The following is a 21,901-nucleotide window of genomic DNA, read 5'->3' as shown; positions in this document are numbered from 1 at the left end:
GGCCGTAGAGTCGGGGCATGTCGCTGCCCACCGCCGCCGCCCCGACCGAGGTGCGTCTCGCGCACTGCCTGCTCGACGCCGACGGCGCCGTGCTCTCCGCCTCGCGTGCCGACGATCCGTTCTACGCCGCGAGCACCATCAAGCTGCACGTGCTGCTGGCGGTGCTGCGCGCCGCCGAGCAGGGCGAGCTCGACCTCGACGCGGAGCTGCCCGCGACGTGCACCTTCACCGGCGCCGACGGGGAGGAGTTCACCCTGTCCGGCGATCACCTCGATCCCACCCATCCCGAGCCCGGCGCCCCGATCGCGCTCCGCGATCTCGCCACGCGGATGATCGACCGCTCCAGCAACGAGGCGACCGATCAGCTGCTCGAGCTCGTCGGCCTGGACGCGGTCGCGGCGGTCGTGGGTGAGCTGGGGCTCGGGGCGACCCGGGTCGAGAGGCTGATCGGGGACGCCTCGGCGCTCGAGCGGGGCCTGACCAACGAGACCTCCGCCGCGGACCTCGCCCGCACCATGCACCACCTCGTCGCAGGCCCCGGCCTCTCTGACGACTCCCACGAGCTCGCCCTCGCGGCGCTGCACGCGCAGACGATCCCGATCATCGCCACGGTGCTGCGCGACGGCGTCCGATGGGGGTCGAAGTCCGGGTGGGTCGACGGGTACCGGCACGACGTCGCCTACGTCGAGGATCCCGCCGGGGCCGGGCGCCGGATCCTCGCGGTGATGACCGCGGGACTCGCGGAGGACGAGGCCGATGCGCGGATCACCGCACTCGCCGCGGAGCTCCTGCCCGGGCTCACCGCCTGAGCGAGGAGCCTCAGCGCGCGCGACGGGCCGCGGCCGCGGCGATGTCCGCGAGATCCTGCGTCATCGTCGGCTTCGAGGCGGCGAGCCCGAAGCGGGCCGAGGCGCCGTCGACCAGGGCTCGCGGCCCGCGCCGCAGCGGCAGCTCGGCGACGCTCTCGAGGCGCAGCTCGGTGTCCCCGCCCACGAGCTCCCGCAGCGTGAACACGGTGCGATAGCCGATCTCGCCCACCGCGGAGCGGATCACCGTGCGCTGCAGCGGCTCGGCCTCGACGACCTCGAGCTCCATCGTCCCGGTCATCCCCAGCATCGAGCGCGTCTCCCGCCAGCGGGTGCCCTCGGCGTAGGGACCGTCGGAGAGGATCTCGACCTCCTCCACCCCGGTGAGCACCTGCGGGGCCCCGGCGATGTCGGTGAGCACCTCCCAGACGGCCGCGGGCGGGGCGTCGACGGGGTGGACGAGCAGGAAACGAGGGGCGGTCATGGCCCCGAGGGTAGGCCGCGCGCCGCCCGACGGGACGGAGCGTCCGACGGGCGGCGCGGCCGCACGCGGCTCAGGCGTCGATCACGCGACGCGCCCCGGCGTACTCCCCGGTCGGGTCGTACTCGGTCAGCGACATGATCTCCACGCTGCGCGCCGCGTTCGGGGCCTGCATGATCAGGTCGTCCCCGAGGTACAGGGCGACGTGGCGGATCGAGTCGCCGCCCGGCTCCGTCGCGAAGAACACCAGGTCGCCGCGGCGCAGGTCCTCCCGCGCCACCTCCGCGAGACCGGAGTGGTTCATCTGGTCGCCGGCATCGCGGCCGATCTGGAGGCCGTGGTGATGGAAGAGCGTGTACGTGTACCCGGAGCAGTCGAAGCCCCAGGCGCTCACGCCCGCCCACAGATAGCGCAGGCCCAGGAAGCGCTCGCCGGTGGCGATCACGTCCTCGACCGTCGGCTCCGGCGGCTGCTCGCCCTGCGCCCGCACCACCACGTCGGCGGAGGGCAGATAGGCCGGACCGGCACCGGGCACGGCGACCTTCACGGCCTTCGCGGTGCGGCCCAGAACAGGCAGGATCGTGTCGAAGGAGACGTCGATCCCGGGGTGGTTCCCGGACGGCGTCCCGGTGAGGGTGCTGGTCAGCGCGGTGACGGTCGCGGTCTGGGAGGTCTCGGCGCGGCGGGCGAAGCCCTCGTCGACCACGAGATGGGAGAGCGGCACCCAGCCGGGGTAGCCGCGCGGATCGCGCGGGGTGGACTGCGCGGTGACGACCACGTGCGCCCAGTCGCCGTCGATCTCGTCGACGATCACCTCGCTGCCGAGCACCGCCTGGCTCTCCAGCTCGCCCGTCAGCCAGCGGCGGGTCTCGGTGTCCTCCATGTTCGCGTTCCAGGCGTCGAGGTCGACGGGGGCCGACACCGCCGGGTCGTCGATCCCGGGCCGGTTCGTGCGCGGATCGACCCACAGCGTCGTCGCGGAGACGGCGACGTGGGCGCGATCGCCCGGCGCGGGCGCCGTGCCGGCGGCGGGGCGCGGCGCGGGGGCGGCGGAGGCGGGACCGAGCGCGGCGAGGGAGGCGACGGCGAGGCCGGCGGTGCCGGTCGCGGCCAGGCGCAGCCCGTCGCGTCGCGTGAGGTCGGGGAATCGGCGGATGGTCATGGCATCTCCTTCAGGGGGTCGGCGCCGGAGCGCCGACGGGGGAGGGGCGTGAGGGATCGGGGACGGTCGGACATCTGGCTGCTCACCGATCACCTCCCTCGGCGTCCTCGTGGGGGCGGAGCAGCTCGAGGCCGAGCCCGGGCCCGCCGGAAAGGCGCAGCACGCCGTGCTGCTGGACGATCCCGCCGCGGGGCAGCGCGGAGGCGAACCAGGCCGGCGGGTCCAGGTCGATCATCGTGATCGCCGGGTGCGCGAGCGCGAGGTGCGCGGCGGCCGTGATCGAGATGCGCGGCTCCATCATGGCCCCCAGCATGCAGTCGATCCCGGCCCGACGTGCCGCCTCGGCGACCTCGATCGCGCCGCGCAGCCCGCCGGTCTTGGCGAGCTTGATGTTCAGCAGGTCGCAGGCCCGCGCCTCGATGAGCCGGTGCGCATCGGCCGCCGACCAGACGGCCTCGTCGGCCATGATCGGCACGGACACCGCGGCGGTGACCCGGGCGAGCCCCTCCACGTCGCCGGCCGCGACGGGCTGCTCGACGAGCTCGACCGGCAGTCCGTCCTTCTCGAAGCCGGTGATGATCTCGACCGCCTGGCCGGGCAGCCAGCCCTGGTTCGCATCCAGCCGCAGCCGCGCCGACGGGGCGGCCTCGACGACCGCGGCGAGCCGCTCCCGGTCCTCGGCGATGTCGTGGCCGAGCTTGATCTTCAGGATCTCGTGCCCGGCCGCGACGGCCTCCCGCGCCCGCTCCGCCATGGTCGCCGGCTCCTCGAGGGAGACGGTCATGTCGTTGCGCATCGTCTCCTCGGCGCTCCCGCCCAGCAGCTCCACGAGCGGCCGGCCCGCGGCGCGCGCCCAGGCGTCGTGGAGGGCGACCTCGAGCGCCGCCTTCGCGCTCGTCGCCCCGGGCATCGCCCCCGCGATCCGGGCGGAGAGCTCGCCGATCGTGCCCCGCGCGCCGCGCAGCGCGGCGCCGAGCGGCCCGTCGAGCGCGGCGAGGATGCTGGCGGCGTCCTCGCCGGTGACCGCGACGGTCTCCGCGGCCGAGCCCTGCCCGACCGCGCCGCCGGCGAGCTCCACCTCGGCGACCACGTACTCGACCGCCTCGGTGCGGCGGGCCGCGGTGACGAAGGGATGGCGCAGCGGCGCCCGATGGAGGTGGCGGCGCACCGCCGCCACCTCCAGCACCGCCTGCTCGGCGTCCTGCTCCATGGGACCGCCGGTCACAGGGCCGACATGATCTGTGCGGAGGCGAGGCCGAGGAAGGTGCCCAGGAACGAGCCCATGAGCGCCATCAGCACGCCGACCGGCACGAGCTGGCGGTTGAAGGCGCTGGCCACGACCGGCGCAGAGGCGATCCCGCCGATGTTCGCGGTCGAGGAGACCGCGATCGAGAACAGGTCGGTGCGGGTGAGCTTGGCGTAGACGACCATGATCGCCAGGTGCACGAGCACCACCAGGAGACCGATCAGCAGGTACAGCGGCGCCTGCGTGAGCGCGGAGAAGTCGGAGCCCGCGGCGATCTGGCCGATCACGATGAACAGCATCAGCGTCGCGATCTCGGTGGAGCCGCCGATCCGTCCCAGCGGCGTCTGGGCGATCACGAGGCCGAGCACGGAGACGATGACGATGGTCCAGGTGGTCCCGTTGACGACGTCGCCCAGCTCCGGGAGGAGGCCGCCGACCCAGATCGCGAGGGTCGAGACGAACAGCGAGCCGAAGACGACGGTCGCGAGGGACTGGACGGTGATCGGCGCCTCCTCCGTCTCGAAGTCGTCGCCGTGGTCGATCAGATGCGTCGAGCGGGCCTTCGTGAAGCGGTCGAAGCGGCCGGAGATCGCGACGGAGGAGAAGGCGACGGTGAGCCAGATCGAGTAGATGAGCGTGTCGGTGATCAGGGCGTAGCCGAAGATGTTCTCCGGCGCCTGGAGGATGTCCTGCACCGCGACCATGTTCGCGCTGCCGCCGGTCCAGGAGGCCAGCAGTGCGCCGAGCACCTTCCACGCCTCCGGGTGCAGGGCGCTCTGGAAGGCGAGGAACACGCCCACCATCGCCACGAACAGGGAGGCGGCGGAGACGGCGTAGGTCAGCAGCAGCCGCGGGCCGAGCTTGATGATGCGGCGCAGGTCGCAGCCGAACAGGAACAGCAGGATCATCGCCGGCAGGACGACGTCCTTCACGGCGGCGATGGGGGCGCGGGTCGCATCGTCCTGCCCGAACACCCCCGCGGAGTTCAGGGCGGCGCACAGCAGGTACATCAGCACCATGCCGGGCACGTACTTGAACAGCTTCCAGCCGGTGGTGCGCTCGAGCACGATCAGCGCGCACGAGAGTGCCAGCAGGACGCCGAGCATCAGCAGTCCGTCGGTGATCACGGGGTCTCCTCGGTGAGTGGGGAAGGGGATGCGGCCGTGCCCCGGCGGCTGCGGGGACAAAAAAATCGGAAGCACCGGGAACCGGCGCCTCGGGCGAGGCGCGGTGCGGTGCTTCCGACGGGATCCGGTTCGGTGAGGTTCCGGGCGGACGGCTGCGGGTATGCGGTTATGACTCCTGGTCGGGGAGGGCCGACAGGTCGCGGTACTTCGCGGCGGCGCTGCGCACGGCGGCGGCGAGCGCCTTCTGCGAGGACCCGTGGTACCTGTCGGTGATCGACTCCACCAGGGCGTCCTCCTCGAGCAGGGATCGACCGACCACCAGCTCGCGGACGAACTCGACCGTGAGCGTCAGTGTGGCGGTGCAGTCGGCTGCCTGGATGACGTGGGTCTCAGTATCGACGACGAGGCCGACGAAGAACAATCCCCACTGCGTCGTGATCGGATTGTTGCTCGGGGACTTCGCCTCACCCGTGAGGTAGATCGTGCGGGTCATCCGGTGATCCTATGCGGGGTCCAGGAGAGCGGACGAGGTGGTCTCGACGCTGCGGCCCCGGACCGGGCGGTGCCCGGCCCGGGGCCGCGTCGTAGGAGGGAGGAGGTCAGCGCAGGTTCGCCGGACCGGCCTGCTCCGCGGCCTTCTCGGCCTCGGCGCGACGCTCGTCGCGCTGGGTGTCGAGCTCCTCGGCGTTGTCCGCGGGGGCGGACTGCGTCATCAGCGCACGCTGCTGGGCGGCGGGCTGGAGGTCGACGAACTGGCCGCCGAGCTCGCCGCGGACACGGTTCTCGGAGCCGGTGGGCGCGGGGTCGTTGCCCTCGCCGGTCAGGTCGCCGCGGATGATGGTGTCGGTGACGTCGACGCCGTCGGTGTTGTCCGAGGCGGTGACGTCGCCGCCGAAGTAGGTGGCGCCCTCGCAGGTGATCTTCTGGCCGCCGGAGCCGAGCTGCACGCCGGCGTTGCCGGTCAGCGACGCGTTCCCGTCGAGCTCGCCGGCGCAGAAGGTGGTGCCCTCGGTCGCGCCGGTGACGGTCAGGTCGCCGGCGAGGCTCGAGTCGAGGATGTCGGTGAACTCGGTGTTCTCGCTGGTCACGTTGCCGCCGATGGTGTTGCCGCTGAGGTGCACGAGGCCCTGGGCGACGTTCACGCGGCCGGAGATCGAGGAGTCGTAGGAGTACAGGAAGGGCGAGGCGCCCTCGGCCGCACGGCCGTTGTAGTTGCCCTCCACCGCGGACTCGTCGAGGTAGACGCCGTAGCCGCCGTTGGAGACGACGTTGCCTGCGATCTCGGAGGTGGAGGCGTCGAAGTAGCCGTCGCCCTGGACGACGACGCGGCCGCCGACGGAGGAGTCGGTGATGAGGAGGTCGGCGCCGGCCTGGACGCGCACCTCGCCCTCGACGGTGACGTCGGTGAGGACGCAGGACGTGTCCTTCGCCACGACGAGGTCGCCGGGGACGGTGACCGAGGAGGCCTCGCCGTCGCAGCGGGTGGTCAGGGCGGCGCTCGCGGAGCCGGCGGTCGCGGCGATGCCGGCGGCGGCGAGAGCCGCGGCGGAGAGCAGGGTCACGGAACGGGAGAGGGTGCGCACTGGGGCTCCTTGGTCGCCGCGCCGGGCAGGGCGGGGCTGTGGGGTTCGATAGGGGTGCGTCCCGACGGTAGCGACTCACATCACACCGGACAATCGATTCGGCCAGATTCGCGGGAGTTCACCGAGATTTCCCCTGCTCGTGCCCCGGGCGACGAGCTCTCGTCCCCCTCGCCCCGGCCGCAGGTCAGAGCGGGAGTCGCACGTAGGTCGTCTCGAGGTACTCGGCGAGCCCCTCGTGGGAGCCCTCCCGGCCCAGCCCCGACTCCTTCACCCCTCCGAAGGGGGCCGAGGGGTCGGAGGCCACGCCCAGGTTCACCGCGACGATCCCCGACTCGAGCCGTCCGGTGACGGCCGTGACCTCGCCGAGGTCCTCGCCCATCACGTAGGCCATCAGCCCGAACTCGGTGGCGCTTGCCGCCGCGATCATCTCCTCGACGTCGTCCAGCACCGTGATCGGCGCGAGCGGGCCGAAGATCTCCTCGCGCTGCACGCGGGCATCGCGCGGCACGTCGCCGAGCACCGTCGCCTCGTGGAAGAAGCCCTCGCCCTCGCCGGTGCCGCCGCCGGTGAGGATCTTCGCGCCGCGCTCGACCGCGTCGGCCATCAGCTCCTGGACGGAGTCGACGGCGGCCCGATCGATCAGCGGGCCGAGGGTCGTGGCGGGATCCGCGCCGGGGCCGAGCACGAGCTGCTCGGTGCGCTCGACCAGCCGGTCGGTGAACTCCTCGGCGACGGAGGAGTGGACGTAGAAGCGGTTCGCGGCGGTGCAGGCCTCGCCGTTGTTGCGGAACTTCGCGAGCATCGCCGCCTCGACCGCGGTCTCGACGTCCGCCGAGGGGAGGACCAGGAAGGGTGCGTTGCCGCCGAGCTCCATCGAGGTGCGCAGCACGTGCTCGGCGGACTGCGCGATGAGGGTGCGGCCCACCGCGGTGGAGCCGGTGAAGGAGACCTTCCGCAGCCGCGGATCGGCCATCAGCGTCGAGGACAGGCCCTTCGAGTCGCTCGTGACCACGCAGTTCACCACCCCGTCCGGCACGCCGGCCTCGGCGAGGATCGCCATCAGCGCCAGCGAGGTCAGGGGCGTCTTCTGCGCGGGCTTGAGCACCACGGTGCAGCCGGCCGCGAGCGCCGGGCCGATCTTCCGCGTCCCCATCGACAGCGGGAAGTTCCACGGCGTGATCAGCAGGGTGGGGCCGACGGGCCGGACCGTGGTGAGCACGGCGTGGTCGGCCGCGGGGGCGTGGCGGAACCGGCCGGGCTGGCGCACCGCCTCCTCGCTGAACCAGCGCAGGAACTCCGCGCCGTAGGAGACCTCCCCGTACGCCTCGGCGAGCGGCTTGCCCATCTCCAGCGTCATCAGCGCCGCGAGATCGTCGGCCCGCTCGTGGCACAGCTCGTAGGCGCGGCGCAGGATCTCCGAGCGCTCGCGGGGCGTGGTCGCGGCCCAGTCCGCCTGCGCGGCGCAGGCGGCGTCCAGGGCCTTCGTGCCGACGGTCGCGGCGTCGGCGTCGACCACGTGGGTCAGCGCCGCGCCGGTGGCGGGGTCGATCACCTCGAGCGCGGCGGTGCCGCCGAGGAAGCGGCCGCCGACGAAGGAGCTGGTCGGGGTGCGCTCGAGCACCTCCGCGATCCGGGTGGGGGTGAGGGCGGGCTGCTGGGGCATCGGAACCTCCTGCGTCGACGGGTGCTCCCTCCAGTCTGCACCCGCCCCGCCGTGCCCGGTCGTTCTCAGCCGTGCCCAGCCGGGCTCAGCCGGCGGCGGCGAGGGCGTCGACCGCGCCGATCAGGCCCAGGTGGCTGAAGGCCTGGGGGAAGTTCCCGATCATGCGGCGGTGCGTCCCGTCGTACTCCTCGGCGAACAGGTGCAGGTCGTTCCCGCAGGCGAGCAGGGTCTCCATCAGCTGTTCGGCCTCGTCCCGTCGGCCGGTGGCGGCGTACTGCTGGACCAGCCAGAACCCGCAGACGAGGAAGGGGTGCTCGTCGCCGGGCAGGCCGTCCTGGCCGCGGGTGCGGTAGCGCAGCAGGAGGCCGTCCTCGGTGCGCAGGTCCTGCTCGATCCGGTCGACGGTCGCGAGCATCTGCGGGGCGTCGGCCGGGAGGAAGCCGGTGTGCGGGATCTGCAGCAGGGAGGCGTCCACCTCGGTGCTGCCGTAGGTCTGGGTGAAGGCGCCGTCGGGACCGACGCCCTTCTCGAGGACCTCCGCGCGGACCCGGTCGCGCAGCCGGGTCCACTCCGCGAGCTCCTCCTCGGAGGCGGGCAGGCCGTGCTCGGTGACGGCGCGCACCGCCCGGTCGAAGGTCGCCCACACCATCACCCGGCCGTGGGTGAAGAAGGCCGGCTCCCCGCGCATCTCCCAGATGCCCTGGTCGGGGTCGTCGACGTGCGCGGTCGTGAAGCGCACCAGCGCCTTCTGCAGCGGCCAGGACCAGCGCGACTCCGCGACCCCGGCCTCCCGCATCGTCGACAGCGCGATCATCACCTCCCCGACCACGTCCGCCTGGTACTGGGTGGAGGCGCCGTTGCCGATCCGCACCGGGAGGGAGCTCTCGTAGCCGGGCAGGTGCACGAGCTCCCGCTCGGGGAGGTTCCGGTCCCCGGTGATCGTGTACATGATCTGGAGCCGCGCGGGGTCCCCGGCGATCGCGCGCAGCAGCCACTCCCGCCAGGACACCGCCGCGTCGACGTGCCCGTGCGCGAGCAGTGCCTCCAGCGACAGCGCCGCGTCCCGCAGCCAGCAGAAGCGGTAGTCCCAGTTGCGCACCCCGCCGAGGTCCTCGGGCAGGCTCGTCGTGGGCGCGGCGACGATCCCGCCGCTACGGCGATGGGTCAGGGCGCGCAGCACCAGCAGGGAGCGGGCGACGGGCTCGGCGTACTCGTCCTCGACGCGGATGCTCCCCAGCCAGGAGGACCACTCCACGCTGGTCGCCGCGAGCGCGGCCTCGACGTCGGGCGCCGCGGGCACCTCCTGCCAGGACGGGAACCAGGTCAGCACCCAGTCGGCGCCCTCCCCGGCGCTCAGGCGGTGCCGGCCGTGGTGGGAGCGGTGCCCGGCGCGGAGGGCCGGGCCGTGCAGCGAGACGGCGTCCCCGCCCGCGACGGCCAGCAGCACCCCCTGGCCGGCGGCGTCCGCGCTGCGACGCACCCACGGCACCGCCTCGCCGTACTCGAAGCGGAGCACGAGCTCCTGGACCACCTCGACCTCTCCCTCGGTGCACGAGACCGAGCGGATCAGGTCGGAGAGGTCCGCGTCGGCGCCGTCGGGGTGGGCGACGGGGTCCGGCGAGGGGATCGCGCGCTCGGCGTCGACCGGGAGGAGCTCGACCACGGTCGCGGCACCGGTGGGGGAGCGCCACTGAGTCTCCAGCACCATCGTGCCCGGCAGGTAGCGGCGGGAGAACACCTCCCCGTCCGCGATCCGCAGCGACCAGTGCCCGTGCCGGTCCTCGCCCAGCAGCGAGGTGAACAGGGCGTCGGAGTCGAAGCGCGGCATGCACAGCCAGTCGACGTCCCCCTCCCGCGTCACGAGCGCGGCGGTGCGCTGGTCGGAGAGCAGGGCGTGGTCCTCGATCGGTGCGGCGGTCATGGGGCCAGTGCATCACGGACGGCGGGCCGACGGGCCGGAGCGGACCGGGAGAGGACGGGGACGGAGGTGGACCGGCGGACTACGGTGAGCCCATGACGAACTCCGAGATCAGCCTGTCCGTGGACGTGCTCGTGATCGGCTGGGGGAAGGGCGGCAAGACCCTCGCCGCGGCCCTCGCCGGCACCGGCCAGAAGGTCGCGATGATCGAGCAGTTCGAGTCGATGCACGGCGGGACCTGCATCAACATCGGCTGCGTCCCCACCAAGACCCTCGTGCACGACGCCCAGGAGCGCCGCGAGGACGACGACGCCGCCTCCTACTGGACCCGGGCCGTCCAGCGCCGCGACACCCTCATCGGGACGCTCCGCGACGTCAACCACCACATGCTCGCCGACCTCGACACGGTCACCCTCGTCGACGGCCGTGCCCGCTTCGTGGGCGAGCGGACCGTGGAGGTCAGCGGCGGCGAGGACCGCCTCACCGTCACCGCGCCGACGGTCGTGGTGAACACCGGCGCCGTGCCCTCGCGACCGGACCTGCCCGGGATCGACTCCCCTCGGGTGCACGACTCCACCTCGCTGCAGCACGTCGATCCCTTCCCGCGGCGGCTCGCGGTGGTGGGCGCCGGGCCGATCGGGCTCGAGTTCGCCTCGATGTTCGCGGGCTTCGGCGCCGAGGTGACGGTGCTGAACCGTCGCCCCCGCCTGCTGCCCGCCGAGGACGAGGAGGTCGCCGCCGAGGTGCAGTCCGTGCTCGAGGGCGACGGGATCACCGTGCTGCACGAGGCGGACCTCCGCGGCGTCGAGGACGGGGCGGAGGAGGCGCTGCTGCGCCTCGAGGTCGCGGGGCGGTCGCGCGAGCTCGCGGCCGATGCCGTGCTGCTGGCCACCGGGCGTCGCCCCGCCACCGACGACCTCGGGCTCGAGGCGGCGGGCATCGACGTGGACGAGCGCGGCGCGATCGTGGTCGACGAGCACCTGCGCACCAGCGCCCACGGCGTCTTCGCGCTCGGCGACGTGCACGGCGGCGCCCAGCAGACCTACCTCTCCCTCGACGACCACCGCATCGTCCTCTCCCAGCTCACCGGCGACGGCTCCCGCTCCACCTCCGACCGGGTCGCGGTGCCGACGACGACCTTCCTCACCCCGCCGCTCGCGGCCGTGGGCCTCACCGAGTCGGAGGCGCGGGAGCAGGGACGGGACGTGCTGGTCGCGACGCAGAAGGTCGCCGCGATCAAGGCGATGCCCCGCCCGAAGACCCTCGGCGACCCCCGCGGGCTGGTGAAGATCGTGGTCGACGCGGGCACCGACGAGATCCTCGGCGCACGGCTGTTCCACGTCGACGCCCAGGAGGTCATCAACCTGATCGCCCTCGCGGTGCGCACCGGCACCACGGCGACGCAGCTGCGGGACGGGATCTGGACCCACCCCTCCTCGACCGAGGCGCTCAACGAGACGCTCGGGAAGCTCGCGCCGGTCGAGTGAGCCGCGGGCGCGGCGGGACGGGGGCGGATGGCGTCCTCCCCGCCCCGCCGTGCCACCCGTCGGCACTGCCGGGTGAGGCAGCTCATCGCGCCGCGAAGCCCCTGATCGCAGGCGCTTTCCCGCCGCTTTTCCAGGGTTCTCCGAGGGTTCCTCGACGGGAGTCCGAGGCATGGTGCGGAGCGTGGGGCCATGAGCTCCACCCCGCCCTCCTCCCCGGTGCCTCCTCACTCCCCGCAGGGCCCCGAAGCCCCGCCCGTCGAGGACGGCGCGGGCGCCTCGGCATCGGAGGTCAAGAGCCTCTCCGTGCCCGGCCTGCTCGCCGGCGGCGCCGCCGCGGCGACCACCTCCGTGATCGGCGGCCAGCTCGGCATCAGCGGCACCGTGCTCGGTGCCGCGATCACCTCCGTGATCTCCGCGGCCGTGGTCGCCTTCTACACCGACTCCGTCAACGGCACCGCCCGCAGGCTCAAGCAGGTCAAGGCCAAGGCGGGGGAGAAGGCGCAGTCCCGCGGCCGGGGCGGGGAGGTCCACTCCTCGCGCACGCGCCGCGGTGCGGGCGAGGACGGCGCCGTCGGGACGGTCGTCGCCGGGGCGTCCGAGCACCGGGCCGGTGCGGACGGCGCCTCCGGGAAGACGCCGGGTCGCGGCCGACGGATCGGGAGGATCGCCCTGATGAGCGTGGTCATCGCCCTGATCGGCATGGCCGCTGTGTTCGGCATCCAGCGTCTGACCGGCACGGAGCTCTCCCCGGGCACCGGCGAGATCCAGCGCTCCGTCACCGGCACCGAGCACGTGACCCCGCGCGAGGACTCCGGCGGCACGACCGAGGACGGGACGTCCGAGGACGGCACCGGCGAGGACGGCACGGAGCAGCAGGACGGGTCCGGGCAGCAGGACGGGACCGGTGAGCAGGACGGGATCGGTGAGCAGGACGGCACCACCGTCGACCCGCGGCAGCAGGACGGCACGACCGGGGAGGGCGCCACCGGCGACGGATCCGCCGAGGAGGGCACCACCGGCGACGGCACCTCCGGGCAGGGCGGCGGCACGAGCGGCGACGGCAGCTCCTCCGGCGGCAGCTCCTCCGGAAGCGGCGGCCAGGACGGCGGCGCCTCCGGGAGCGGCTCGTCCGAGAGCGGCGCCTCCGGGAGCGGCTCCTCGGGCAGTGCGAGCTCCGGCAGCGGTGCCTCGGGCAGCGGATCGGGCTCGACCGGCTCCGAGAGCTGACCCGTCGGCGGTGCCTCCGGCAGGTCCGGCGGCGGCGCGGGGTCGAGCGGTCCCGGGGCCCGGCCCGTCGGCCCTCAGCCGGTGGCAGCCGACCCTCAGCCTGCGACAGTCGTCGCTCGGGCCTCCCCGTCGTCCTCCGTGCCGCCCGCCCCGGCGATGAACTCGCGCAGGTGGGCGGAGAGCTCGAGGCGGCTCGGCTCGTGGCAGTACATCATGTGCCCCGCCTCGTAGTACTCCACCCGGATCCGCTCCGAGTAGTCCTCGCGCGGGATCGCGAGCTGGGCGAGCACGTGCTCGCTGGCGTGGAACGGGGTCGCCGCGTCGTGATAGCCGTGGGAGACCAGCACCCGGGTGTGCGGGGACTTGCGCAGCACGCGGGCGAGATCGGAGGCGACCTCCACCGAGCGGTTCTCGAAGTCCTTGTAGCTCCACGGGTGCACGCGCCCGGACATGATCTCGTAGACCACGTCGGCGGAGAACTCGAGCTCCCCGCGCAGGTAGTGGTTGATCGCCGCGGTGTAGCTCGGGGCGAGCTGGTCGATCGACGGATCGGTCTCCATCCGCGCCGCGTTGCCGGCCCCGGCGGGCGCCGTGAAACGGCCGTCGATCCGGCCGGTCACCAGGCCCTCGTCCCGCAGCAGCTCGGCGAGGAAGGCCTGGTGCTCGACGCGCAGGTCCGCGCGCTCCACCCAGTCCGGGTCCACGCCGATCAGCGCGCCGATCCGGGCCGCGGCCTCCTGCTTCTGCGCGGGGTCCAGCCGCAGCCCCGCCGCGAGCAGCGCCGGGTACTCCTGCTCGGCGAAGGCCTCGGCCTCGTCGACCACGTCCTGCAGCAGCCGGTCCTCGTGCTTGCCGTGGGCGTGCGCGAGCGCGGCATAGGTGGGCAGATAGTGGAGGTAGGGACGGTCATTGCCGGGGGAGAACACGATCGTGCCGAAGTCCAGCACCGGCGAGATCAGCACGATCCCGGCGACGGCGAGGTAGTAGCGGTCCAGCAGCCGGGCCGCGACGGCGGAGGCGCGGGTGGTGCCGTAGGACTCGCCGGCGAGATGGACCTCGGAGGTCCAGCGGTCGTTGCGGGTCAGCCAGTCGATGACGAACGCGGCGATCAGGTCGCGGTCCGCGGCGAGGCCGTGATGGCGGTCGGGCTTCTGCCCGGGCGCGGGGCGGGAGAAGCCAGTGGTCATCGCGTCGACCACGACGAGATCGGCGTCGCGCAGGATCGTCTCGTGGTTGTCCAGCAGGCGGTGAGGGGGAGCGGCGGGGGCGCCCGCGTCCCCCGAGTCGACGCGGCGCGGGCCCAGCAGGCCCAGGTGCAGCCAGACGGTCGAGGCGCCGGGGCCGCCGTTGAAGGCGAACACCACCGGGCGGGGCTGCTCGCCCGGGGACGTCGCGACGTAGGAGACGGAGAACAGCTCCGCATAGGGCCTGCCGCGGCCGTACTCCTCGCCGTCCGGCTCCTCGCGCAGCACCACGGTGCCGGCGGTCGCCGTGTAGTTCAGCGGCCCGTCCTCGAGCGCGAGGCTGTGCAGGGTCGTGACCAGGCGGTCCTCGGGGGCGGCCCGGTCGGCATCGGAACCCGGGCTGCTGCCGGTCGCGGGGGAGGTGCTGGGGGCGGCGGACTGGTCGTTCACACGAACTCCTTCGTCGGATGCGGCATCGCGCTCGATGCTACGCGGGCCCGCTGCGCGGGGCCTCCTGCAGAAAGGGGACGTGAGCGGCACGCCGCGGAGCTCAGCCGCGCAGCGTGTCGCTCACGTCCCCTTCGTGCGGACGCGGCGGCGGGATCAGTCCAGGGCCGAGATGTCGTGGGGCTCCTCGGCGCCGTCCTCGTTGTCCCGCACGACCATCCGGATCGGGTCGAGCTTCGTCCAGACCACGAACAGCACGCCGACGACGAGCATCGCCAGGCCGGCCCACAGGTTCGCGTTCATCCCGTCGGTCTTCGCCGCCTCGTCGGGCGAGAAGGCCACCAGGCCCATGATCACCAGGATCAGACCGAACAGGCCCAGCAGGGTGCCGATGAAGTTGCGGATGTCGAACGCGCCGGCGGTCTGCACGGTCGCGTCGGCCGGGACATCGGCCCCGGCGGGGGTGTTCTCCTCGGAAGTGCTCATTGCTTCTCTCCTCCGTCCGCTCAGGCGAACGCGATGTTCAGGACGATGACCAGGACCAGGGCGATGCCCGCCATCGGCACCGGGCGGCGCCAGAAGGGCATGTCCTTCTCCTCGGGGTCGACCAGATCGGCCCTCGGCGTCTCCGAGTAGACCAGTCCCTTGAGCTCGTGGGCGGGCTTCGGGGCGGTGATCTGGGTGACGGCGACCGAGACCACGATGTCGACCACGAACGCGGTCGCCGCGCTCATGAACGCGAGGCCCTGGCCGGGCAGGGAGAAGACCCCGAGGAAGGTCGAGGAGCCCCACAGGATCACGGCCGAGAGGGTGCCCGCGACCAGGCCCGTCCAGCCGGCCGTCGGCGTCATCCGCTTCCAGAACATGCCCAGGATGAACGTCGCGAACAGCGGCGCGTTGAAGAAGCCGAACAGGGTCTGAAGGTAGTCCATCAGGTTGGAGAACTGCGCGGCGATCAGCGCGGTGAAGATCGCGATGACGCAGGCCGCGGCGGTCGCGATCCGGCCCACCTTCGTGTAGTGGTCGTCGGGCGCGTCCTTCTTCACGTACTGCTGGTAGAGGTCGTAGGAGATCACCGTGTTGAAGGCGGAGATGTTCGCGGCCATGCCGGCCATGAACGCGGCGAGCAGGCCCGCGATGGCGACGCCGAGCAGGCCGTTGGGGAGCACGTCCCGCATCAGCAGCAGCAGCGCGTCGTTGTAGTTCACGCCCGTCGCAGCAGCGCCCGAGGCGTCGCCCGCGTGGTCGAGCTGCTTGAACTCGGTGAGCTCCCCGACCAGCACCGCGGCGATCATGCCGGGGATGATCACGATGAAGGGGATGAACATCTTCGGGAAGGCGCCGATGATCGGGGTCATCCGCGCGGCGGTGATGGACTTCGACGCCATCGCACGCTGCACCTCGACGAAGTTCGTGGTCCAGTAGCCGAAGGAGAGCACGAAGCCCAGGCCGAACACGATGCCGATCACGGACAGCACGGGGGAGTCGAAGCCGGAGAGGGCCTGGCCGGGCCAGGAGTGCAGCTGCTCGGAGCCGAGCATCCCGTCCCCGGCGATGCGCTCCTTCATCCCGGACCAGCCGCCCACGCGGTGCAGGCCGATCAGCGTCAGCGGCAGCAGCGCCGCGACGATCACGAAGAACTGCAGCACCTCGTTGTAGATCGCGGCGGAGAGGCCGCCGACGGTGATGTAGAAGAGCACGAACGCGGCGGCGAGCACGAGGCCCACCCACATCGGCCAGCCCAGCAGGCGGTTGACGATCGTGGCCAGCAGCGAGAGGTTCACGCCCGCGATCAGCAGCTGTGCGACCGCGAAGGAGATCGCGTTGACCAGGTGCGCACCCTTCCCGAAGCGCATGCGCATGAACTCGGGGACGCTGCGCACCTTCGAGCCGTAGTAGAAGGGCATCATCACCACGCCGAGGAACAGCATGGCGGGGATCGCGCCCACCCAGAAGTAGTGCATCGTCGGCATGCCGTACTGGGCGCCGGTGGCGGACATGCCCATGATCTCGACCGCGCCGAGGTTGGCGGAGACGAAGGCGAGGCCGGTGACCCAGGCGGGCAGCGAGCGGCCGGAGAGGAAGAACTCGATGGAGGTGGAGACACCGCGCTTGGCGTACCAGCCCACACCGAGGACGAAGACGAAGTAGAGCGCGATGATCGCGTAGTCGATCCATTGCGCGTCGAGTCTGAGGTCGACCATGAAGGGTCTCCTTGCGACGAGGAGGCGTGCCGCGACGTCGAGGAGGAGGTGGCGCGCGGGCGGGGAACAGCGCCGCCGTGGCGCCGACGGGGGACGTTACCACCGGGGTGCCGCGTGTTCCCGTCGCCCGACGGGCGCCGCGGCGGGGGAGTGAGGTGGGACACGCTGGCGGTGGTGCGGCCAGGGCGCGCAGGTCGGCGTGCGCTCGCCCGTCGGGAGCGTCCTCGCAGTTCCCACGAATATTGACCAACGGTAGACGATGCGGCATCCTCGTCGGGCGCGAGCTCGCCCGTGCGGCGATCGCGCGCCGCTCGCGCCCCGGGGTGGACAAACGGGTCGTGAACGTTCACGATGTATTTGTGCCCCCGAGCACATCACGCCCGCGACCGCGGTGCACTCAAGGACGAGGAGTGATGACCTGCGATGAACCCCCGCTTGTCACGACGATCGGCGCTGGTCGGAGGTGGTGCGGCGCTCGCCGCCGGCCTCGCGGCCTGTGCGCCGCCCAACCCCGGCGAGGTCAACGCCGAGCCGACCATCCCTGCCGCTGACGGCAAGGTCCATCTGACGTACTGGGCCTGGCTGAAGGACCTGCAGAAGGTCCTCGACGTCTTCAACGCCTCCCAGGACCGCATCCAGGTCGACGCCACCTGGATCCCCGGCGGCAACACCGGCGGCTACGCGAAGATCCTCTCCGCGGTCGCCGCGGGCGGAGGCCCTGACATCGCCCAGGTCGAGCTGCGCCAGATCCCCGAGTTCGCGCTCGCCGGCGCGCTGGTGAACCTCAGCCGCTACGGCTTCGACGAGGACGAGTCCGCCTTCGACCCCGGCGCGATCAGCCAGGCGAAGGTGGGCGAGAACATCTGGGGCGTCCCGCAGGACACCGGCCCCATGGCGAGCTTCTACAACCGCGAGGTGCTCGAGGGCGAGCTGGGCCTGACCTTCCCCTCCACCTGGGACGAGTTCCGCGAGACCGCCGGCATCGTCTCCGAGGCCGGCAAGCAGATCATCAGCCTCGATCCCTCCGACGGCTCCCACCCCATCGGCTGGGTCATGCAGTCCGGCGCCGCGTGGTTCCGGCCCGAGGGCGACGGCTGGATCGTCGACATGACCGACGAGGCCTCGATGCGCGTCGCCGAGTTCTGGGACGGCATCTTCGGCGAGGGCCTGGTCGGCACCGGCTACGGCTCCTACACCACCCCCTGGTACGCCGCGGCGGCCGACGGGAACGTGCTCGCCTCGATCAGCGGCTCGTGGTCCGACGCGCTGAACGAGACCGTGCCCGGCGGCTCCGGCAAGTGGGCCGTCGCGCCCATGCCCACCTGGCCCGACGGCTACGCCTCCGGCGGCCACGGCGGCTCCGCCGCCGCGATCCTCGCCAACTCGAAGCACCCGGCCGAGGCGCTCGAGTTCCTCACCTGGATGTGCACCGACCCCGCCGGCATCGACGCGATGATCGAGTACTCCGGCATCGGCTGGTCGCCCGCCGCCGACTACATCGGCGAGAAGCGGCAGCAGCCCAGCGAGTTCTTCTCCGGCCAGAACTACAACGAGGAGGTCATCGTCCCGATGGCCGCCGGGCAGAACCTCGACTGGACCTGGGCGCCGCTCATGCAGCGCGCCCAGGCCCTGATCGGCGACGGCATGACCACCGCCGTCACCGGCGAGGTCCCGCTCGCGGACATGTTCGCCAATGCGCAGAAGGAGATCGTCGAGATCATGCGCACCATCGGTCTGAACGCGGAGGAGGCACGATGAAGGGCAAGAGCGCCCCCTGGCTGCTGCTGGCACCGTTCCTGGTGCTGTTCATCGGGACCATGATCGTCCCGATCATCATGGCGATCGGCTACAGCTTCACGCGCGTCGAGCGCCTGGGCCTGCTCGGCGAAGCCGGTGTGGACAGCGTCTTCGCCGGCCTGGAGAACTACATCGCCGCGCTGACGAACGCGAACTTCATCGCCTCGATCGGGCGGATGGTCCTGTTCGGCGTCGTGCAGGTGACGGTGATGATCGTGGCCGCCACGCTCCTCGCCCTGCTGCTCGAGAGCGCCTCGGCGAAGTGGCCCGGCTTCTTCCGCGCCACCTACTTCCTGCCCTACGGCATCCCCGGCGTGATCGCCACGATCCTGTGGTCCTTCCTCTACATCCCGGGGCTGTCCCCGATCGTGGACGTGCTCGGCGCCGTCGGCATCACCGTCGACTTCCTCGGCCCGAACATGGTGCTGTGGTCCATCGCGAACATCGTCACCTGGACCTACACCGGCTACAACATGCTGATCATCGTCGCGCAGCTCAAGGCCATCCCCGGCGAGCTGTACGAGGCCGCGAAGATCGACGGGGCGAGCTCCTTCCGGGTGGCCCGCTCGATCCAGATCCCGCTGATCCGCCCCGCCCTGATGCTCACGATCATCTTCTCGATCATCGGCACCCTGCAGCTGTTCGCCGAGCCGCGCCTGCTGCAGACCATGAGCGCGGGGATCACCTCGGAGTACACCCCGAACATGTCCGCCTATGCCTTCGCGTTCCAGTACAACGACATCGGCATGGCCGCGGCGCAGTCCGTGATCATCGCGGTCGCCGCCTTCCTGTTCTCGGCCCTCGCGCTGGGGATCTCGAACTGGATGGAGAAGCGCCGATGAGCACCACCGACAACGCACCCACCCACCGCGCGAAGCCGCTCGGCAACGCGGCCAGGGCCGCCCGTGGCGACGGCCGCGCGGGAAGCCGCGACGCGGGCCGCAAGCCCACCACCACGATCATCGTCACCGCGATCCTCGCGATCGTCGCCGTGTACTTCCTGGTGCCGGTGTACTGGGTGGTCATCAACGCCACCAAGTCCACCGAGGACCTCTTCGGCACCAGCGGGTTCTGGTTCGGCGAGACCTTCCAGCTGTGGGAGAACCTCCAGTCCGTGCTCACGGCCAACGGCGGGATCTTCCCCCGCTGGGCCCTGAACTCGATCCTGTACTCCGGGGTCGGCTCCGTGCTCGCGACCTACTTCGCGGTCGCCGCCGGATACGCCCTGGCCAAGTACCGCTTCCGCGGCCGCGGCCTCGTCTACGGGCTCGTCCTCGGCGGCGTGCTCGTGCCCGGCACGGCCGTGGCGCTGCCGCTGTTCTTCCTGTTCAGCTCGATCGGGATCACCAACACCTACTGGGCGGTGCTGATCCCCTCGCTGGTGAGCCCCTTCGGGCTCTTCCTCGCCTCGATCTACGCGGGCGCCGCGGTGCCCGACGAGATGCTCGAGGCGGGTCGTCTGGACGGCGTGAACGAGATCGGACTCTTCCACCGCCTGTCGCTGCCGCAGCTGACGCCCGCGATCGTGACGATCCTGCTGTTCCAGTTCATCGCGATCTGGAACAACTACATGCTCCCGCTGGTCATGCTGGCCGACGAGAAGCTGTACCCGATCACCCTGGGCCTGGACAACTGGCGGGCCCAGACCGATCGCCTGCCGGAGTTCTTCCAGCTCACCACCGGCGGCGCGCTGCTGTCGGTGATCCCGCTGGCGATCCTCATCCTGGTGCTGCAGCGCTTCTGGCGCGGCGGCCTCACCGAGGGCTCCGTCAAGGGCTGATCCACCGGACAGTCCCGCAGCGAGGGCGGCACGCACCGGCAGATGCGCCGGCGCGTGCCGCCCTTCTCGTGCCAGAGCTCTCCCGTCGGGCGTCGCCGCCCGCACCCCTTCGCCGCCCTGCACTGCGCTGCCCCGGAGGTGACCGCGCGGGCTCCTGGCAGCACGACGTGCCATATATGCCACGTCGTGCTGCCGAGCGCCCGTCCGCCCCTTCGGCGGCCGCCACGTGACGCGGCTGTGCCCCTCCGCGGCCCCGCCCGGCCCTGTGGCACGGCGGTGTCGGTGCGCGACCCGTCCGCCACTTTTCCGGCACGCCGGTTTCCCGCACACGGTGGCGGGACGGCCCCGGGTGCTCTTGGATGGAGGGATGAGCTCCTCCCGCGGCCCCGCCCCCGTCCCCGCCCGACGCCCCGCGCCGGCCGCCGACCGGCTCCCTTCCCCGCCGCGGCGGCGCTCCGTCCACGCCCCGCCCCGACGCTCCGTCCTCACCGCGGCGGCGGCGCTGCCCCTGGCCGGGGCCGGGCTGTCGGGCTGCGGCGCGCTCGAAGGGATCGTCGGCGACGACATGGAACCCGACCTCGTGGCCGAGCTGCCCCGTCGGAAGCCCGGCGAGACGGACGGGCTCGGCCGGCGCGTCGTCCCCTTCGCCGCCCACCTGCTCTCCGGCATCGACCGCGAGCCGGTCAACGCCGTCTGCTCCCCGCTCTCGGCGCAGACCGTGCTGACCATGGCCGCGCTGGGCGCTGCGGGAGACACCCGCGCCCAGATGGAGGAGGTGCTCGGCGGCACCGTCGACGAGCTTGCCACCACCGCCAACACGCTCTCCGCGGTGCTCGCCGCCGTGGGGGACGCGGCCCGGGAGGAGGATGATCCCGAGGGGCCGGAGCCTGCCGTCGCCTCCCTCGTCAGCAGCACCTGGCTGCAGGAGGACATGGCGGTCGAGCAGGGATTCCTCGACGGCCTCGCCGAATGGTTCGGCAGCGGCGTGTTCCAGATCGACGTCCTCGACGAGGCGGCGCGCGAGAAGGGCCGAGAGCGGATCAACGACTGGGTGGCCGAGCAGACGAACGGCCTCATCGAGGACCTCGTGCCCGAGCAGGCCCTCTCCGACCGCACCCGCGCCGTGCTCGTGAACGCCCTGCATCTGAAGGCCGCCTGGCCCAGCCCGCTCGAGCGCCGCGGCGGCACCTTCACCACGGACGAGGGCGAGGAGCTCTCCGTCGAGCTGCTCCACGGCAGCAGCTCCGCCTGGTTCGAGGACTCGGTGTGCCGCGCTACCGTGCTCGAGGCCGCCGGCGGCGAGCTCGCCCTCGCGCTGGTCCAGCCGGCCGGGAGCATCGGCGAGACGATGGACGCCTGGGCCGAGGTCGCGGGAACACCCGCGGCGGGCCTCGGCGGGCTGCTCGACGGGCTCGAGGACTCCTCCGAGCAGGTCGACCTCGCCGTGCCGCCCTTCGACATCGCCTGGGACTCCTCCCTGGTGGCGGTGCTGCAGGGCCTCGGGATGACCGACGTGTTCTCCGAGGCGGCGGACCTCTCCGGCATCACCGCCGCGGAGGACCTGGTGATCACCGAGATCCTGCAGAAGGCCGTGATCACGGTCGACGAGGAGGGCATGGAGGCCGCGGCCGCGACCGCGGCGATCGCCGGCACGACCGCGGCCCCGGCCGAGCCGAAGGAGCTCGTCCTGGACCGGCCGTTCCTCTTCGTGGCCTATGAGCGCACGACCCGCGCGCCGCTGGTCGCCGGCTGGGTCGGGGATCCGCGGCAGACGAGATGAGGGCGGGCC

At 72.3% G+C, this 21,901-nt stretch carries 18 protein-coding genes; 7 read left to right on the top strand and 11 right to left on the bottom strand.

Annotated elements, in window-relative coordinates:
- The first annotated feature begins 17 nt into the window (after positions 1-17).
- Complete coding sequence (locus tag DEU31_RS10665; RefSeq protein ID WP_133677091.1) at positions 18-809, top strand: serine hydrolase; 792 nt, start codon at positions 18-20, stop codon at positions 807-809.
- 10 nt (positions 810-819) lie between these two features.
- On the opposite strand, the gene DEU31_RS10660 is transcribed toward DEU31_RS10665, so the two are convergent.
- The 8 genes from DEU31_RS10660 to DEU31_RS10630 form a co-directional block, all read right to left on the bottom strand.
- Positions 820-1,290, bottom strand: coding sequence for an SRPBCC family protein (locus DEU31_RS10660; protein ID WP_133677090.1), 471 nt, complete (start codon positions 1,288-1,290; stop codon positions 820-822).
- Positions 1,291-1,360: 70 nt separating this feature from the next.
- A complete protein-coding gene (locus DEU31_RS10655) occupies positions 1,361-2,449 on the bottom strand; it encodes a C40 family peptidase (RefSeq protein WP_133677089.1) in 1,089 nt (362 codons plus the stop codon).
- 82 nt (positions 2,450-2,531) lie between these two features.
- Complete coding sequence (locus tag DEU31_RS10650) at positions 2,532-3,674, bottom strand: dipeptide epimerase (protein WP_243733805.1); 1,143 nt, start codon at positions 3,672-3,674, stop codon at positions 2,532-2,534.
- Entirely contained in the window at positions 3,671-4,822 is a 1,152-nt protein-coding gene (locus DEU31_RS10645; RefSeq protein ID WP_010550740.1) for a DUF819 family protein, read from the bottom strand. The genes DEU31_RS10650 and DEU31_RS10645 overlap by 4 nt, the downstream gene beginning before the upstream one ends.
- 166 nt (positions 4,823-4,988) lie before the next feature.
- Positions 4,989-5,315 carry a DUF3870 domain-containing protein gene (locus DEU31_RS10640; protein WP_053917318.1) on the bottom strand — a complete coding sequence of 109 codons (327 nt, stop codon included), beginning with the start codon at positions 5,313-5,315 and terminating at the stop codon, positions 4,989-4,991.
- A 106-nt stretch (positions 5,316-5,421) separates the two neighbouring features.
- A complete protein-coding gene (locus tag DEU31_RS16825; protein WP_166649474.1) occupies positions 5,422-6,405 on the bottom strand; it encodes a hypothetical protein in 984 nt (327 codons plus the stop codon).
- Between the two features lie 184 nt (positions 6,406-6,589).
- On the bottom strand, positions 6,590-8,068 hold the full coding sequence (locus DEU31_RS10635) for an NAD-dependent succinate-semialdehyde dehydrogenase (protein ID WP_208109983.1): 1,479 nt from the start codon (positions 8,066-8,068) through the stop codon (positions 6,590-6,592).
- An 85-nt stretch (positions 8,069-8,153) separates the two neighbouring features.
- Complete coding sequence (locus tag DEU31_RS10630; RefSeq protein ID WP_133677088.1) at positions 8,154-9,989, bottom strand: glycoside hydrolase family 15 protein; 1,836 nt, start codon at positions 9,987-9,989, stop codon at positions 8,154-8,156.
- A 92-nt stretch (positions 9,990-10,081) separates the two neighbouring features.
- Here DEU31_RS10630 and DEU31_RS10625 point away from each other — a divergent pair, with 92 nt between their 5' ends.
- Both DEU31_RS10625 and DEU31_RS10620 read left to right on the top strand, forming a co-directional pair.
- Positions 10,082-11,473: an FAD-dependent oxidoreductase gene (locus tag DEU31_RS10625; RefSeq protein ID WP_208109982.1), complete on the top strand. Its 1,392-nt coding sequence runs from the start codon at positions 10,082-10,084 to the stop codon at positions 11,471-11,473.
- 189 nt (positions 11,474-11,662) lie between these two features.
- Entirely contained in the window at positions 11,663-12,700 is a 1,038-nt protein-coding gene (locus tag DEU31_RS10620) for a hypothetical protein (RefSeq protein ID WP_010550734.1), read from the top strand.
- Between the two features lie 95 nt (positions 12,701-12,795).
- Here DEU31_RS10620 and DEU31_RS10615 read toward each other — a convergent pair whose 3' ends face one another.
- The 3 genes from DEU31_RS10615 to DEU31_RS10605 all read right to left on the bottom strand — a co-directional run bounded on the left by DEU31_RS10615 (position 12,796) and on the right by DEU31_RS10605 (position 16,535).
- Entirely contained in the window at positions 12,796-14,334 is a 1,539-nt protein-coding gene (locus DEU31_RS10615) for a carboxypeptidase (RefSeq protein ID WP_133677087.1), read from the bottom strand.
- A gap of 153 nt (positions 14,335-14,487) precedes the next feature.
- A complete protein-coding gene (locus DEU31_RS10610; RefSeq protein ID WP_133677086.1) occupies positions 14,488-14,817 on the bottom strand; it encodes a hypothetical protein in 330 nt (109 codons plus the stop codon).
- 20 nt (positions 14,818-14,837) lie between these two features.
- Positions 14,838-16,535 carry a sodium:solute symporter family protein gene (locus DEU31_RS10605; RefSeq protein ID WP_133677085.1) on the bottom strand — a complete coding sequence of 566 codons (1,698 nt, stop codon included), beginning with the start codon at positions 16,533-16,535 and terminating at the stop codon, positions 14,838-14,840.
- Between the two features lie 423 nt (positions 16,536-16,958).
- Here DEU31_RS10605 and DEU31_RS10600 point away from each other — a divergent pair, with 423 nt between their 5' ends.
- From DEU31_RS10600 to DEU31_RS10585, 4 genes are all read left to right on the top strand, one after another.
- The gene (locus tag DEU31_RS10600; protein ID WP_010550730.1) at positions 16,959-18,293 is read left to right on the top strand and encodes an extracellular solute-binding protein; all 1,335 of its coding nucleotides are present in this window, start codon (positions 16,959-16,961) and stop codon (positions 18,291-18,293) included.
- A complete protein-coding gene (locus tag DEU31_RS10595; protein WP_010550729.1) occupies positions 18,290-19,174 on the top strand; it encodes a sugar ABC transporter permease in 885 nt (294 codons plus the stop codon). Before DEU31_RS10600 ends, DEU31_RS10595 begins: the two co-directional genes overlap by 4 nt.
- Complete coding sequence (locus DEU31_RS10590; protein WP_010550728.1) at positions 19,171-20,112, top strand: carbohydrate ABC transporter permease; 942 nt, start codon at positions 19,171-19,173, stop codon at positions 20,110-20,112. The genes DEU31_RS10595 and DEU31_RS10590 overlap by 4 nt, the downstream gene beginning before the upstream one ends.
- Positions 20,113-20,479: 367 nt before the next feature.
- Entirely contained in the window at positions 20,480-21,892 is a 1,413-nt protein-coding gene (locus tag DEU31_RS10585; protein ID WP_133677084.1) for a serpin family protein, read from the top strand.
- The last annotated feature ends 9 nt before the right edge of the window (positions 21,893-21,901 follow it).

It is taken from the genome of Brachybacterium sp. AG952, assembly GCF_004362645.1.
Classification (GTDB): domain Bacteria; phylum Actinomycetota; class Actinomycetes; order Actinomycetales; family Dermabacteraceae; genus Brachybacterium; species Brachybacterium conglomeratum.
This window is presented reverse-complemented; position numbering and strand designations above follow the sequence as displayed.